We start from the raw sequence: 15,257 nt of genomic DNA on the forward strand, positions 1-15,257 counted from the left end.
GACCATAGAGCATTGGAACCACCTGATCCCATCCCGAACTCAGCAGTGAAACGATGCATCGCCGATGGTAGTGTGGGGTTTCCCCATGTGAGAGTAGGTCATCGTCAAGATTAAATTCCAGAACCCCTGTTTGCTCGCGCAGACAGGGGTTTTGTTTTGGGCGGTCGGAAAGGGTCAAGTGGCTCATCGGACGGCCTTCAGTGCTAAAGTCCATGCCTCGATTTTGCTTTTGCCAAGGAAGCCGTTATGCCGGATGCGATGCCTCTCAGCGCAGGATTCATGGTGGTTCACGGTAACCGCCTGGACGAACTGCGCAGCCTGGTGGTCAGTTGGATGCGTCGTTATCCCCTGGCCCCTCTGGAAAATGAAATCGCCCTGGTCCAGAGCAACGGCATCGCCCAATGGCTCAAGCTGGCCCTGGCCGAAGATCCGGAAGATGACGACATGGGTGGCTGCGGCATTGCTGCGGCGATCGACGTGCAACTGCCGGGCAGCTTCATGTGGCAGCTCTATCGCATGGTCCTGGGGCGCGACGAGATCCCGCCCAAATCCCTGCTCGATAAAGCCCCGCTGACCTGGCGCCTGATGCGCCTGCTCCCCGAGCTGATCAATCAACCGCACTTCGAGCCGCTGCAGCGCTTCCTCACGGACGACTCCGACCTGCGCAAACGCTACCAACTCGCCGAGCGATTGGCCGACCTGTTCGACCAATACCAGGTCTACCGCGCCGACTGGCTGGAAGATTGGGCCGCCGGCCGCCATCAACTGCGTAACGGCCGCGGCGAATCCAAACCCCTCGACCCCGCCAACTGCTGGCAAGCCGAGTTATGGCGCGCCCTGCTGCTGGATGTGGGCGAAGCCGGCATGGCGCAAAGCCGTGCCGGTGTGCATCAGCGCTTTATCGAACGGATCAATAGCCTTGAGCAAGCGCCGCCAGGGCTGCCTTCCCGTGTGATTGTTTTCGGCATTTCCTCATTGCCCGCCCAAGCACTCGAAGCGCTCGCCGGCCTGGCGCGCTTCAGTCAGGTCCTGCTCTGCGTCCACAACCCCTGTCGCCACCATTGGTCCGACATCGTGGCCGACAAGGACTTGCTGCGTAACGAATACAAACGCCAGGCACGCAAAGCCGGCATGCCGGTCACCATCGACCCGCAAACCCTGCACCAGCATGCTCACCCGTTGCTTGCCGCCTGGGGCAAACAAGGTCGCGACTACATCAGCCTGCTCGACAGCTACGACGATCCCAACAGCTACCGCGCAGCCTTCCGCGACGGCCGCATCGACCTGTTCAGCGACAGCGAGCCGACCACACTGCTCAACCAGCTCCAGGACGATATCCTCGAACTGCGCCCGCTTAACGAAACCCGCGACCTCTGGCCCGCCGTCGATCTGCAGCGCGATACCTCGATCCGCTTTCACATCGCCCACAGCGCCCAACGCGAAGTGGAAATCCTCCACGACCAATTGCTCCAACGCTTCAGCGCCGATCTTGCGTTGCGTCCCCGCGACATCATCGTCATGGTCCCCGACGTCGACAGTTACGCGCCGCACATTCGCGCGGTGTTCGGCCAGTTGGACCGCAATGATCCGCGCTTCATCCCCTTCACCCTCACCGACCAGGGCCAACGCGGGCGCGACCCGCTGTTGATCGCCGTCGAACACCTGCTCAAGCTCCCCGACAGCCGCTTCCCGGTCAGTGAAATCCTCGACCTGCTCGACGTCCCGGCCCTGCGCGAACGCTTCGCCATCAAGGAGCGCGACCTGCCGACGCTGCATCGCTGGATCGAAGGCGCCGGCATCCGCTGGGGCCTCAATGCCGAACAGCGCGCCGGTCTCGGTCTACCCCACGAGTTGGAGCAAAACAGCTGGCGATTTGGTTTGCGCCGTATGCTGCTCGGTTATGCCGTGGGCACGGGTGTCGCCTGTGACGGCATCGAGCCCTACGACGAAATCGGCGGCCTCGACGCCGCCTTGATCGGCCCGCTGGTCGCGTTGCTCGACGCACTCAGCGACGCCCACCAAGCCTTGTCGCAACCTGCGGCTCCGCAAGAATGGGGCGAGCGCCTGCAACGCTTGATGCAGCTGTTTTTCCTGCCCAGCAGCGAACACGACGACTACCTGTTGGGCCAGCTCGAACAGCTCCGCGAAACCTGGCTGGAAACCTGCGAATCCGTCGGCCTGCAGGACGAGTTACCGCTCACCGTAGTCCGCGAGGCATGGCTAGCCGGTCTGGACCAAGGGCGCCTGTCCCAGCGCTTCCTCGCCGGAGCTGTCAATTTCTGCACCCTGATGCCGATGCGCGCGATCCCGTTCAAGCTGGTCTGCCTGCTCGGCATGAATGACGGCGACTACCCACGCGCCCAACCACCGCTGGATTTCGACCTGATGGGCAGCGACTACCGCCCCGGCGACCGCTCACGCCGCGAAGACGACCGCTACCTGCTGCTCGAAGCCCTGTTGTCAGCCCGCGACCAGCTCTACATCAGCTGGGTCGGCCGCAGCATTCGCGACAACAGCGAGCGCCCGGCATCGGTATTGATCGGCCAACTGCGCGATCATCTCGCCAGCGGCTGGCAGCCAAGCCAAAGCGACGCACCGCTGCTTGACGCGATGACCCAGGAACACCCGCTCCAACCCTTCAGTGCGCGCTATTTCCACGCCGGTGACCCGCTGTTCAGCTACGCCCGCGAATGGCAGTTGCTGCACGAAGTCACGGATGCGCCGCCAGACAACACCGAACTGGCGGCCCATCGACAGGAAGAACCCCTGAGCCTCGGTCAGTTGCAGGACTTCCTGCGCAACCCGGTCAAACACTTCTTCAGCCAGCGTCTGAAAGTATTCTTCGAGGCTGCCGAAGTGCCGCTGGCCGATGAGGAACCCTTTGTCCTCGACGCCCTGCAACGCTACAGCCTGAGCGACAGCCTGCTGAACGCCGCGCTGAGCCAGCCCGATCATGTCGACCAGGCGCTCACCGCCCAGGCCCGTCGCCTGCAAGGCAGCGGCCTGCTGCCGATGGTCGGTTTCGGCGAGTGTCTGCGCAACGAACTGATCGAGCCCTTGCCCGGCCTGCTGCAACGCTATCAACAACTGCTGGCCCTCTGGCCCACTCCGCACACCGGCGCGGAACCGATCAGTTTCGAGCATCAAGGCATTCAGCTCGAAGGCTGGATCAGCGGCCTGCATCGGCGCAGTGATGGCGGATTGTTGAGCGTCACCACCATCCCCAACAGCATCGGCTCGATCAAGACCCGCAAGTGGCATCGGCTGATTCGCCCGTGGGTCAACCACTTGGTGGCCTGCGCCTGCGGCCTGCCGTTGAGTACCGCGCTGGTGGCCAGCGACGACACCTTGTTGCTGGCCCCGTTGGAACCCTCCAGCGCCCAGGACATCCTCGGCGACCTGCTGCTGGCCTGGCACGTCGGCATGGCCAAACCGCTGCCCGTCGCGGTTAAAACTGCGTTCGCCTGGCTCGGTCAGACCGACCCGGCCAAAGCCGCGGCGGCCGCGAGCAAAGCCTACGAAGGTGATGGCATCAACACCGATGGCGAACGCCGCGAAAGCCCCGCGCTGACCCGGCAATTCCCCGACTATGCGGCCCTGGTGGCCAGCGAAGCATTCGAAGGTTGGTGCGAAACCTTGTACCGGCCCCTGATCAACGCCGCCTGGCGATCACTCACTGGCGAGGAGGCCGGCGCATGAGCAGCAAACCCTTGGCCCTGGCCTTCCCGCTCAAAGGCAGCCAGCTGATTGAAGCCAGCGCCGGCACCGGCAAGACCTTCACCATTTCCGCCCTGTACCTGCGCCTGGTGCTCGGCCACGGTGGCGATGACGCCGGCTTCGGCCGCGAACTGCTGCCGCCGCAGATCCTCGTGGTGACCTTCACCGACGCCGCCACCAAGGAACTGCGCGAACGCATCCGCATCCGCCTGGCCGAAGCCGCGCGGTTCTTTCGCGATGAGATCCAACAGCCCGACGCCCTGATCGCCGAACTGCGCGATCAATACCCGCCTGCGCAATGGCCGGCCTGTGCCAACCGTCTGGACATCGCCGCGCAATGGATGGACGAAGCCGCCGTTTCGACCATCCACAGTTGGTGCCAGCGCATGCTGCGCGAACACGCCTTCGACAGCGGCAGCCTGTTCACCCAGACCCTGGAAACCGACCACAGCGACCTGCTCGGCGAAGTGCTGCGCGACTACTGGCGGCTGTTTTGCTACCCGATGCACGACGATGCGCTCAACTGGGTGCGCAACAACTGGGGTGGCCCGGCCGCGCTGATGCCACGGGTGCGCGCGCTGTTCGGCAGCGAACGGCCCAGCGGCGAAAGCCGCGAACCGGCCGAGTTGATCACTGCGTGCCTGCAAGAACGCCGCGCCGCCCTGGTCGCCCTCAAGGCGCCGTGGCAGCAATGGGCCGACGAGTTGCGCGAGATCTGCCTGCAAGCCGTCGCCGCCAAAGCCGTCGATGGGCGCAAGATGCAAGCGCGTTACTTCGAACCCTGGTTCGAAAAGATCAGTGCTTGGGCCGCAGACGAATCCCTCGAACAACTGGACATCGGCACCGGCTTCACCCGCCTGACCCCGGACGGCATGGCCGAAGCCTGGAAGGGCGAGCCGCCGCACCACCCGGGCATTGACGCCATGGCCAGCCTCAAGGCCAGCCTGGATGCGCTGCCCACCCCCGACGCCGCCGTGTTGCAACACGCCGCCGCGTGGGTCGGCAAACGCTTCGAAGATGAAAAACGCCGGCGCGCCGAAATGGGCTTCGACGACATGCTGATCCGCCTCAACGCCGCCCTGCAAAGCGACGGCGGCGAGCGTCTGGCGAGCGTGATCCGCGAACAGTTCCCGGTCGCCCTGATCGACGAGTTCCAGGACACCGACCCGGTGCAATACAGCATCTTCGACAGCATCTACCGCATCGAAGAAAACCACCTCGACAGCGGCCTGTTCCTGATCGGCGACCCCAAGCAGGCGATCTACGCCTTCCGTGGCGCCGACATCTACACCTACCTGCGCGCGCGCCAATCCACCACCGGCCGGCATCACACCCTGGGCACCAACTTCCGCTCCAGCCACGCGATGGTCGAGGCGGTCAACCATGTGTTCCAGCGTGCGGAAACCGGGCGTGGCGCGTTTCTGTTCCGTAAGCCGAGTGGCGAAAACCCGGTGCCGTTCCAGCCGGTGCTGTCCCAAGGCCGCAAGGAGCAACTGCAGGTCGATGGTCAGACGCTGCCCGCGCTGAACCTCTGGCACCTGCCCACCGATCAGCCGATTTCCAACGCGGTTTATCGCCAGCAACTGGCGGCTGCCTGCGCCACACAGATTGTCGAATTGCTCAACGGCGGGCAGCAAGGCCGCGCTGGTTTCCTACACGCCGACGGCAGCTTCGATGGCGTGTTGCCGTCGGACATCGCCATCCTCGTGCGCGACGGTAAGGAAGCCCAAGCCGTGCGCGGTGAGTTGGCCGCCCGTGGCGTGCGCAGCGTGTACCTGTCGGACAAGGACTCGGTGTTCGCCGCCCAAGAGGCGCACGACCTGCTGGCCTGGCTCAAGGCCTGTGCCGAACCGGACGTCGAACGCCCGCTGCGCGCCGCGCTGGCTTGCGTCACCTTGAACCTGTCACTGCCGGAACTTGAGCGTCTGAACCAGGACGAACTGGCGTGGGAAAGCCGCGTGATGCAGTTCCGTGGCTACCGCGCGATCTGGCGCAGCCAAGGCGTGCTGCCGATGCTGCGTCGCCTGCTTCACGACTTCAAACTGCCGCAAACCCTGATCGCCCGCAGCGATGGCGAGCGCGTGCTGACCAACCTGTTGCACCTCAGCGAACTGCTGCAACAGGCGGCCTCCGAACTGGACGGCGAACAGGCCTTGATCCGCCACCTGGCCGAACACCTCGCGCTGTCGGGGCAGGCCGGTGAAGAACAGATCCTGCGCCTGGAAAGCGACGAGCAACTGGTCAAGGTGGTGACCATCCACAAATCCAAGGGCCTGGAATACGACCTGGTGTTCCTGCCCTTCATCTGCTCGGCCAAACCGGTGGATGGCAGCCGCTTGCCGCTGCATTACCACGATGCCAACGGCAAGTCGCAGGTGAGCCTGCGCCCGACCACCGAGTTGATCGCCCAGGCCGATGACGAGCGCCTGGCGGAAGACCTGCGTCTGTTCTACGTCGCCCTGACCCGCGCCAAACATGCGTGCTGGCTGGGCATTGCCGACCTCAAGCGCGGCAACAACAGCAGCTCGGTGCTGCACCTGTCGGCGCTGGGCTATTTGCTCGGTGCCGGCGCCGCGTTGGCGGAGTCCGCCGGCCTGGCGCGCTGGTTGCTGGACCTGCAGGCAGGCTGTGCCGCCGTGCATTACGCGCCGATGCCCGAAGCCCACGCCAGCGTTTTCCACCCGCCGCGTAACGAAGCCACGCTGCTCGCGCCCTTGCTGCCCAAACGCAAGGCTGCGGAAAACTGGTGGATCGCGTCCTACAGCGCCTTGCGCATCGGCGACAGCATGAGCGCCGCCAACCTTGAAGCGCCGGAAAGCCCACAAGCCCAGAAGCTGTTCGACGACGAACGCCTCGACCCTGACGCACCGCGTGAAGCGGCTGCGTCCGGCAGCGATATTCACCGTTTCCCACGCGGCCCTAACCCCGGCACCTTCCTCCATGGTCTGCTGGAGTGGGCGGGCGAAGACGGCTTCGACGTGACCCCGCAGGCTATCGAAAAGGCCGTGGGCGCGCGCTGCAACCGCCGCAACTGGGAAGGCTGGATCATCGCCCTCAGCGGTTGGCTCGGCCATCTGCTGCAAACACCGCTGCCGCTGGATAACGATCAGGTCACGCTCAGTGGCCTGCAGCACTACCAGATCGAAATGGAGTTCTGGTTCGCCAGCCATAAAGTCGACGTGCTCGCCCTCGACAAGCTGGTGTGCCAGTACACCCACAACGGCGTCTCCCGCGTCGCAGCGGAACCGGTGTTGCTCAACGGCATGTTCAAGGGCTTCATCGACCTGACCTTCGAGCACGACGGCCGTTACTACGTGGCCGACTACAAATCCAACTGGCTCGGCCCCGATGATTCGGCCTACACCCAGGACGCCATGGAACAGTCGATCCTTGAGCATCGGTACGACCTGCAATACGTGCTTTACCTGCTGGCCCTGCATCGCCAACTCAAGGCGCGCCTGCCGGATTACGACTACGACCGCCATGTCGGCGGCGCGCTCTATCTGTTCCTGCGCGGCACTCGGGCCGCCAGCCAGGGGGCGTACTTCACGCGGCCGCCACGGGCGCTGATCGAGAGCCTGGACCTGATGTTCCAAGGCCAATCGTTACCGCCCAAGGCTGAGCCCGCCTGGGAACAAGGAGTGTTGCTATGAGCCTGTCGCCGTTACCGCTGGAGGCACTGATGCCCCTCAGCCGCGCCGCCGATCTGGTGCAACTGTTCGAGCGTTGGGTCGAGCGTGGCTGGCTGCGCGCGCTGGATAAGGCGTTCGTCGGCTTTCTGCACGAACTCGACCCGCAGGCCGACCCCTTGGTGTTGCTGGCCGCGGCCCTGACCAGCCATCAACTGGGCCACGGCCATGTGTGCCTGGACCTGTTCGAGACCCTCAAGGCACCGGATTTCGCCCTGTCCCTGCCGCCGGAAGGCGACCTGCAAACCGGCACCATGCTGCTGCCGTCGCAACTGCTCGCGGGCCTGGACGGCGCGCATTGGTGCCACGCCCTGGCCGCCAGCCCCTTGGTCGCGTTGGCCGTCGACGGCAGCGAGGCCGCGCAAAGTCGCCCGTTGGTGCTGTCTGGCAAACGCTTGTACCTGCGCCGCTATTGGACCTACGAACGGCGCATCGACACGGCCTTGCGCCTGCGCCTGGCCACAGCAGAAAGCCTCGCCGCCGATCTGCCCCAGCGCCTGAACGGCCTGTTCGACCAAGCGCCGCCCGATGGCGTGATCGACTGGCAGAAACTCGCCTGCGCCCTGGCCACTCGCGGGGCGTTCAGTATCGTCACCGGCGGCCCCGGCACCGGCAAGACCACCACCGTGGTGCGCTTGCTCGCGCTGTTGCAGGCGCCGGCCGTGGAAGCCGGCAGCCCGTTGCGCATTCGTCTGGCGGCGCCCACTGGTAAAGCCGCCGCACGGCTTACCGAGTCCATCAGCCAGCAAGTGCTGTCGCTGAATGTGCCTGACAACGTGCGGGAAAAAATCCCGACCCAGGTCACCACCGTCCACCGCCTGCTCGGCAGCCGCCCGGGCACCCGCCACTTCCGTCATCACCTGGGCAATCCATTGCCGCTGGATGTGCTGGTGGTGGATGAAGCCTCGATGATCGACCTGGAAATGATGGCCAACCTGCTCGACGCCTTGCCGCCCCACGCACGCTTGGTGCTGCTGGGCGACAAGGACCAACTCGCCTCGGTCGAGGCCGGCGCCGTACTCGGCGACCTGTGCCGCGACGCCGAGGCCGGCTGGTACAGCGCCGACACCCGCCGATGGCTGCAAGCGGTCAGCGGTGAAGACCTGGGCAACAGCGGCCTGCAGGAGGACCTCGATGGCAGCCACCCGCTGGCCCAACAAGTGGTGATGCTGCGCTACTCGCGGCGCTTCGGCGAAGGCAGCGGCATCGGCCAACTGGCGCGTTGGGTCAACCAGCAGAACGCCGAAGAAGCCCGACGGTTACTGGCCGCGGGCAGCCACCGCGACTTGTTCTGCGTCAGCCTCAAGGGCGAACACGACCACGCATTGGAACGCCTGGTGCTGGACGGGCCGGGCGATGGTGCCGAGGGCTACCGTGCCTACCTGAACCTGCTGCACGCCGCGCGCCCGTCTCTCGACACCCCGCGTGACGACCCCGCCTGGACCCATTGGGCGCAACAACTGCTGCACGCCTTCGACGCCTTCCAACTGCTCTGCGCCGTGCGCAAGGGACCTTGGGGCGTGGAAGGGCTGAACCTGCGCATCACCGCCGCCTTGCGCAAAGCGCGGCTGATCGACGGCGACGAGCAGTGGTACGAAGGCCGCCCGGTGCTGATGACCCGCAACGATTACGGCCTGGGCCTGATGAACGGCGACATCGGCATCGCCCTGAAATTGCCCGAAAGCGCCGGCGGCCCCCACGTGTTGCGCGTGGCCTTCCCGCGTAACGACGGCCAGGGCGGCGTGCGCTTTGTGCTGCCCAGCCGGCTCAACGATGTGGAAACCGTGTACGCCATGACCGTGCACAAATCCCAGGGCTCCGAGTTCACCCACACCGCGTTGATCCTGCCGGACGCGCTGAACCCGGTGCTCACCAAAGAACTGATCTACACCGGCATCACCCGCGCCAAGCGCTGGTTCAGCCTGATCGAGCCACGCGGCGGGGTGTTCGAAGAAGCCGTGCGGCGCAAGGTCAAGCGCTTGAGCGGGTTGATGCTGGAGTTGGGGCATGAGCCCGGGAAACCTGACTGATCGGTCATTTGGTATTTCGGATTTGAGTGTCATATTTTTCTGAAAAAATAGCGGGACCCTTCGAGGCGTAGCCTCGCGGGGCTTTCCGCCGCTGTGCTATCGTTGCGGCATCACCCCTCGTTGACACCTGAGAGAATCGCTGCATGAACGTGGCTGTCTCGTCCACAGAGCATCGCTTGAGCTGGAGACGCATGTTACTGGTGGCCGTGCTGTGCCTGCTCGCGCCGCGTGCTTTTGCCCAGACGGCCAGCCCCGTGGGCATGGCCGACTCCCGTGCCCAGGCGGTGACCCAGGTGGTGCTGGGTATCCTCAGTTATGCGCGCTGGCCGGTGGAACCGGCGCAACTGCGCCTGTGCGTCGTCGGGCCGACCCAATACACCGACGACCTGGTCAAAGGCACCACCCAAGCCACCGGTCGCCCGGTGGTGGTGCAGCGCCTGCTGGCCGACAACCCCGATATCGTCAATGCCTGCGACGCTGTGTACATCGGCGAACTCAATACCGATGAGCGCAGCCGCTTGTTTGCGTCATTGATGGGCCACCCGGTGCTGAGCATCAGCGAAGGCGGCGACCAATGCACCGTCGGCAGTCTGTTCTGCCTGCGGGTGGGCGATGAGCAGGTGTCGTTCGAGGTCAACCTCGACTCCGTGGCCCGCAGCGGCGTGCGTATTCACCCCAGCGTGTTGCAGCTGTCGCGCCGTCGAGCGCCTGCGTCATGAGATGGACGAAAGCGCAACCGACCCTGCGCTCGGTCATCGGCCGCGGGCACTTGATCCTGGCGTTGGTGGCGGTGACGCTGGCCAGTGTGTCCCTGACCTTGCTCGGGGTGCTGGCGCTGCGCGTGTATGCCGAGCACAACCTGCACCTGATCGCACGCTCCATCAATTACACCGTGGAAGCGGCGGTGGTGTTCAACGACCGTGCGGCGGCCACCGAAGCCCTCAGCCTGATCGCCTCCACCGAAGAAGTGGCCCAGGCCCAAGTCTTCGACGCCAACGGCCGGCTGCTGGCGCAGTGGCTGCGGCCGGACACCGGGATGTTGTCCCGGGTCGAGCTGCAACTGGCCCATTCGCTGCTCGAACAGCCGATCAGCCAGCCGATCGTTCACCAGGGGCGCACCATCGGCAGCATTCACCTGACCGGTCACGGCGGCAGCCTGTTGCGCTTTTTGCTCAGCGGCCTGGCCGGGATTCTGATCTGCACCGTCCTCAGCGCCTGGGTCGCCGTGCATTTGGCGCGGCGCCTGTTGCAGGGGATTACCGGGCCGTTGCACAGCCTCGCGGCGGTGGCCCACGCCGCGCGCATCGAGCGCGACTTCGACCGCCGCGTGCCACGGGCACAAATCGCCGAACTCGACAGCCTGGGCAACGACTTCAATGCCCTGCTGGAAGAAATGCAAGCCTGGCAAAACCACCTGCAAAGCGAAAACGAAAGCCTTGCCCACCAGGCCAATCACGACAGCCTGACCGGCCTGCCCAACCGCGCGTTCTTCGAAGGCCGCCTGATCCGTGCCCTGCGCAGCGCCGCCAAGGCCAACGAGCGGGTGGCGGTGCTGTTTCTCGACAGTGACCGCTTCAAAGACATCAACGACAACTTCGGTCACGCCGCCGGCGATGCGGTGCTGGTGGCGGTTGCCACGCGCGTGCGCGCGCAATTGCGCGAAGACGACCTGGTGGCACGCCTGGGCGGCGACGAGTTCGCCATCCTGCTCTCGCCGCTGCACAAGGTGGAAGATGCCCAGCGCATCGCCGACAAGATCATTGCCAGCATGGACATACCGATCCCGGTGCCGGGCGACACCCACGTGTTGACCTCCCTGAGTATCGGCATCGCCATCTACCCCGATCATGGCGTCACCCCCGGCGCCCTGCTCAACGCCGCCGATGCGGCGATGTACCAGGCCAAACGGTTGTCACTGGGCGGCCAGCAAACGGCGGAGGCGGAGCTCCCCGTCGTCAACGTTCACCACAGGAGTTGATCCCTTGTTCTCGACTGCACGCGTTGTGTTTATCACCTTATTTGTGGCCCTGCTGGCCCTGAGCGGCTGCCAGACACCCCCTCCCAAAGGCCTGAGCCCGGCGCAAGTCGCGGTCCTCAAGCAGCAAGGCTTCGAACTGACCGACGACGGCTGGGCGTTCGGCCTGTCGGGCAAAGTGCTGTTCGGCAGCGACGTCGAAAGCCTCAACGCCCCCAGCACGGAAATCGTCGAGCGCATCGGCAAGGCGTTGCTGGGCGTGGGCATCGACCGCGTGCGGGTAGACGGCCACACCGACGCCTCGGGCAAAGAGAGCTATAACCAGCAACTGTCTCTGCGCCGCGCCAAAAGCGTGGCCACGGTGCTGACCCGCGTGGGGATGAAGGAGGAAAATATCCAACTGCGCGGCCTGGGCAGCAGCCAGCCGGTGGCCGCCAACGACACCGCCGCAGGGCGCACCGAGAATCGGCGGGTGTCGATTGTGGTAAGTACCGACTAAGCGACTTCGCCCATTCCAATGCGTGAAATGCAATCAAATGTGGGAGGGGGCTTGCCCCCGATAGCGGTGTGTCAGTCAGCATGCATCTGTCTGACCGACCGCTATCGGGGGCAAGCCCCCTCCCACATTTGTACAGTGTTCGCTTAACTGCTCGGCGTCAGCGCCTGCGTCAAGTCATCCACCACCGCCTTGCCCATCTCACACAGATAATGCGCCGCCCAGGCGTATCGCTCGCCGCGCACATCCATGGCGGCTTCCATCGCGAGTTTCTTGGCGTAGTAAAGCAGGGTAGAGGCGTGTTCCAGCGCCTCGCCGAGCGGCATGCCCGCGTTGACGCGGAACAGTGGTTTTTCGTTTTCGCCGTAGTCGCCGAAGGTGACGACGCCGAGGGTGGTGAAGGCAGAAAGCGGTGGGTCGGGGACGATTTTGGTCATGATCTATACCTGGGAGTTTTAGGAACCACCCATTCATGTCGCTAAACATGAAAGGGTGGCAGCTGTACGCAGGTTAGCGAACCGGACCCAGGACCCGGCAGACCCGAAGATCTCCCACGCACAGCCGCCATAACACGAGAACGAAGAGCACAAAGCTCCTGCCGTTGGGGGCTGTGTCCGGGTTCGGGTCGCTAAACCCGTTCGCTGATTTCAGCGAAGTACGGAGGCTAGTGACTCGAACCCTAAGGCGCAATAGGGTGGAGATTCTCTAGGAATCGTCCTGCAATTTAAAGCGAATCGTCGTTGCTGGCCCTTTAATCCGCAAACCGCATCTCCCGCGTCTCCCCCATCAACAACCCCCGATTCTGCTCCGTCACTTCCCTGATGTAGTCCCACAACAACGTAATCCGTTTCAACTTCCTCAAGTCCTCCCGGCAATACATCCAAAACTGCCGCGTAACCGCAATCTGCTCCCCGAGCACCGGCAATAGCCGTGGATCCTGCGCCGCCAAAAAGCACGGCAGAATCGCCATCGACCGTCCTTGCTGCGCCGCCACGTACTGCGCGATCACGCTGGTGCTGCGCAGGCTGGCGCTGGCGCCGGGGACTACGTTGGCCAGGTACAACAGCTCCGAGCTGAAGGCCAGGTCGTCGACGTAGCTGATGAATGGATGCTCGGCCAGATCCGTCGGGCGGTGGATGGGTGGGTGTTGGTCGAGGTAGTCTTGGGTCGCGTACAGCTGCAACTTGTAGTCGCACAGTTTGCAGCACACATACGGCCCGTGTTCCGGGCGTTCCAGGGCGATGACGATGTCGGCTTCGCGCTTGGACAGGCTGATGAAGTGGGGCAGGGGCAGGATGTCGACCGAGATCGCCGGGTAGGTGTCGACGAAGTGGCTCAACTGCGGAGTGACGAAGAAGCTGCCGAAGCCTTCGGTGCAGCCCATGCGGACATGCCCGGACAGCGCCACGCCGGAGCCGGAGACTTGTTCGCAGGCCATGTGCAAGGTGCTTTCGATGGATTCGGCGTAGCCGAGCAAGCGCTGGCCTTCGTTGGTGAGGACGAAACCGCTGGTCCGGGATTTTTCGAACAGCAGGGTGCCGAGTGATACTTCCAGTGAACTGATGCGCCGCGACACGGTGGTGTAGTCCACCGCCAGGCGCTTGGCAGCGACGCTGGCCTTGCGGGTGCGGGCCACTTCGAGGAAAAACTTCAGGTCGTCCCAGTTCAGGGAACCCAGTGATGTGATGTTTTTTTGCATATTGGACCGGCTTTTATGTGCGTTCTTATTAGAAGTTTGCACATCTATACTCCAAAAACAGTCCGAACGCCTCATCCTCAAGGCGATTCAACGCCTTGGTTCTCTGCCTATAAATACAAATTGGAGACCACATGAACGCATCTGCCGATATTTCCGTGCAACAGGTCAAGTTGTTGATCAACGGTGAATGGGTCGAGTCCAAGACCACCCACTGGCAAGACATCGTCAACCCGGCGACCCAGCAAGTGCTGGCCAAAGTCCCGTTTGCCACCGCTGAAGAAGTCAACGCTGCCATCGACGCCGCCCATCGTGCCTTCCAGACCTGGAAGCTGACTCCGATCGGCGCACGCATGCGTATCATGCTCAAGCTGCAAGCCTTGATCCGCGAGCACTCCAAGCGCATCGCCGTGGTCCTCAGCGCCGAGCAGGGCAAGACCATTGCCGATGCCGAGGGCGATATTTTCCGTGGCCTGGAAGTGGTGGAGCACGCCTGCTCCATCGGCACCCTGCAAATGGGCGAGTTTGCTGAAAACGTCGCCGGTGGTGTCGATACCTACACCCTGCGCCAACCCATCGGCGTGTGCGCCGGGATTACTCCGTTCAACTTCCCGGCGATGATTCCGCTGTGGATGTTCCCGATGGCGATTGCCTGCGGTAACACCTTCGTCCTCAAGCCTTCCGAGCAAGACCCGCTGTCCACGATGCTGCTGGTGGAGCTGGCGCTGGAAGCCGGTGTGCCGGCCGGCGTGCTCAACGTGGTACACGGCGGCAAGGACGTGGTGGATGCGCTCTGCACGCATAAAGACATCAAGGCAGTGTCGTTCGTCGGTTCGACCGCCGTGGGCACCCATGTGTACGACCTGGCCGGCAAACACGGCAAGCGCGTGCAATCGATGATGGGCGCCAAGAACCATGCGGTGGTGCTGCCGGATGCCAACCGCGAACACACCCTCAACGCCTTGGTCGGTGCCGGTTTCGGCGCGGCGGGCCAGCGTTGCATGGCCACTTCGGTGGTGGTGCTGGTGGGCGCTTCCAAGCAATGGCTGCCCGATCTGAAGGCGCTGGCGCAGAAGCTCAAGGTCAATGCCGGCAGCGAAGCCGGCACGGATGTCGGCCCGGTGATTTCCAAGCGTGCCAAGGCGCGCATTCTGGAACTGATCGAAAGCGGCGTGAAAGAAGGCGCCAAGCTGGAGCTGGACGGGCGTGACATCCAGGTGCCGGGCTTCGAGCAAGGCAATTTCGTCGGCCCAACGCTGTTCTCGGGCGTGACCACCGACATGCAGATCTACACCCAGGAAATTTTCGGCCCGGTGCTGGTGGTGCTGGAAGTCGACACCCTCGATGAAGCCATCGCGCTGGTCAACGCCAACCCATTCGGCAACGGCACCGGCCTGTTCACCCAGAGCGGGGCGGCGGCGCGTAAGTTCCAGAGCGAAATCGACGTCGGCCAGGTCGGCATCAACATCCCGATCCCGGTGCCGGTGCCGTTCTTCAGCTTCACCGGTTCGCGCGGTTCCAAGCTCGGCGACCTCGGCCCGTATGGCAAGCAAGTGGTGCAGTTCTACACTCAGACCAAAACCGTCACCAGCCGCTGGTTCGATGACGACACGGTCAACGATGGCGTCAACACCACCATCAACCTGCGCTGATT

Annotated in this window: 9 protein-coding genes and 1 rRNA gene; 8 read left to right on the forward strand and 2 right to left on the reverse strand. The window is 63.9% G+C overall.

What is annotated here, in order from left to right; genetic code table 11:
• The 7 genes from rrf to ACP7E3_RS09940 all read left to right on the forward strand — a co-directional run.
• Positions 1–110: ribosomal RNA gene (gene rrf / locus ACP7E3_RS09910) — 5S ribosomal RNA — on the forward strand; the annotation flags it as partial.
• 136 nt (positions 111–246) lie between these two features.
• Entirely contained in the window at positions 247–3,699 is a 3,453-nt protein-coding gene (gene recC / locus ACP7E3_RS09915; RefSeq protein ID WP_426123001.1) for an exodeoxyribonuclease V subunit gamma, read from the forward strand.
• Positions 3,696–7,370 (forward strand): exodeoxyribonuclease V subunit beta, encoded by a 3,675-nt coding sequence (recB, locus tag ACP7E3_RS09920; RefSeq protein ID WP_232566002.1) that lies wholly within the window; start codon positions 3,696–3,698, stop codon positions 7,368–7,370. The genes recC and recB overlap by 4 nt, the downstream gene beginning before the upstream one ends.
• Entirely contained in the window at positions 7,367–9,436 is a 2,070-nt protein-coding gene (recD, locus tag ACP7E3_RS09925) for an exodeoxyribonuclease V subunit alpha (protein WP_046382062.1), read from the forward strand. The genes recB and recD overlap by 4 nt, the downstream gene beginning before the upstream one ends.
• A 143-nt stretch (positions 9,437–9,579) precedes the next feature.
• Positions 9,580–10,155 (forward strand): YfiR family protein, encoded by a 576-nt coding sequence (locus ACP7E3_RS09930; protein WP_046382063.1) that lies wholly within the window; start codon positions 9,580–9,582, stop codon positions 10,153–10,155.
• On the forward strand, positions 10,152–11,414 hold the full coding sequence (locus ACP7E3_RS09935) for a diguanylate cyclase domain-containing protein (RefSeq protein WP_046488234.1): 1,263 nt from the start codon (positions 10,152–10,154) through the stop codon (positions 11,412–11,414). Before ACP7E3_RS09930 ends, ACP7E3_RS09935 begins: the two co-directional genes overlap by 4 nt.
• A gap of 4 nt (positions 11,415–11,418) precedes the next feature.
• On the forward strand, positions 11,419–11,910 hold the full coding sequence (locus tag ACP7E3_RS09940; protein ID WP_046382065.1) for an OmpA family protein: 492 nt from the start codon (positions 11,419–11,421) through the stop codon (positions 11,908–11,910).
• Between the two features lie 143 nt (positions 11,911–12,053).
• Here the strand turns inward: ACP7E3_RS09940 and ACP7E3_RS09945 are convergent, their stop codons facing one another.
• Entirely contained in the window at positions 12,054–12,344 is a 291-nt protein-coding gene (locus ACP7E3_RS09945; RefSeq protein ID WP_426123005.1) for a DUF3077 domain-containing protein, read from the reverse strand.
• 314 nt (positions 12,345–12,658) lie between these two features.
• Complete coding sequence (locus ACP7E3_RS09950) at positions 12,659–13,606, reverse strand: LysR family transcriptional regulator (RefSeq protein ID WP_046382067.1); 948 nt, start codon at positions 13,604–13,606, stop codon at positions 12,659–12,661.
• 131 nt (positions 13,607–13,737) lie between these two features.
• On the opposite strand from ACP7E3_RS09950, the gene ACP7E3_RS09955 reads away from it, so the two are divergent.
• On the forward strand, positions 13,738–15,255 hold the full coding sequence (locus tag ACP7E3_RS09955; RefSeq protein WP_057005303.1) for a CoA-acylating methylmalonate-semialdehyde dehydrogenase: 1,518 nt from the start codon (positions 13,738–13,740) through the stop codon (positions 15,253–15,255).
• The last annotated feature ends 2 nt before the right edge of the window (positions 15,256–15,257 follow it).

The sequence above is a fragment of the Pseudomonas sp. PSPC2-3 genome, assembly GCF_049898265.1.
Classification (GTDB): domain Bacteria; phylum Pseudomonadota; class Gammaproteobacteria; order Pseudomonadales; family Pseudomonadaceae; genus Aquipseudomonas; species Aquipseudomonas veronii.